This is a genomic window from Paraburkholderia sp. SIMBA_054, assembly GCF_046534875.1.
GTDB classification, from domain to species: Bacteria; Pseudomonadota; Gammaproteobacteria; order Burkholderiales; family Burkholderiaceae; genus Paraburkholderia; species Paraburkholderia hospita.
The window spans coordinates 1-372 of sequence record NZ_JAWRXV010000339.1; the positions used below are offsets into that span (position 1 = coordinate 1).

The 372-nt window shown below is 74.5% G+C and carries 1 pseudogene; it reads left to right on the forward strand.

Going from position 1 to position 372, the window contains the following annotated elements:
- A pseudogene (locus tag SB822_RS55375) lies at positions 1–372 on the forward strand (flagellar biosynthesis protein FlhF); the annotation flags it as partial.

The following is a 372-nucleotide window of genomic DNA, read 5'->3' on the forward strand; positions in this document are numbered from 1 at the left end:
GCGCGACGTCGCCCTGGTCACCACCGACACCCAGCGCGTCGGCGGCCGCGAGCAGCTCTACAGCTATGGCCGCCAGCTCGGCATCGCGGTGCATGAGGCCGACAGCGACCACGGCCTGGTCGAGCTGCTCGAGCGCCTGGCCGACTACAAGCTGGTGCTGGTCGACACCGCCGGCATGGGCCAGCGCGACCGCGCCCTGGCCGCCCAGCTCAACTGGCTGCGCGGCGCGCGCCAGGTCACCTCGCTGCTGGTGCTGCCGGCCAACACCCGCTTCGCCGACCTGGACGAGGTCGTCCGCCGCTTCGCCGGCGCCCGCCCCCAGGGCGTGGTGCTGACCAAGCTGGACGAGACCGGCCGCCTCGGCAGCGCGCT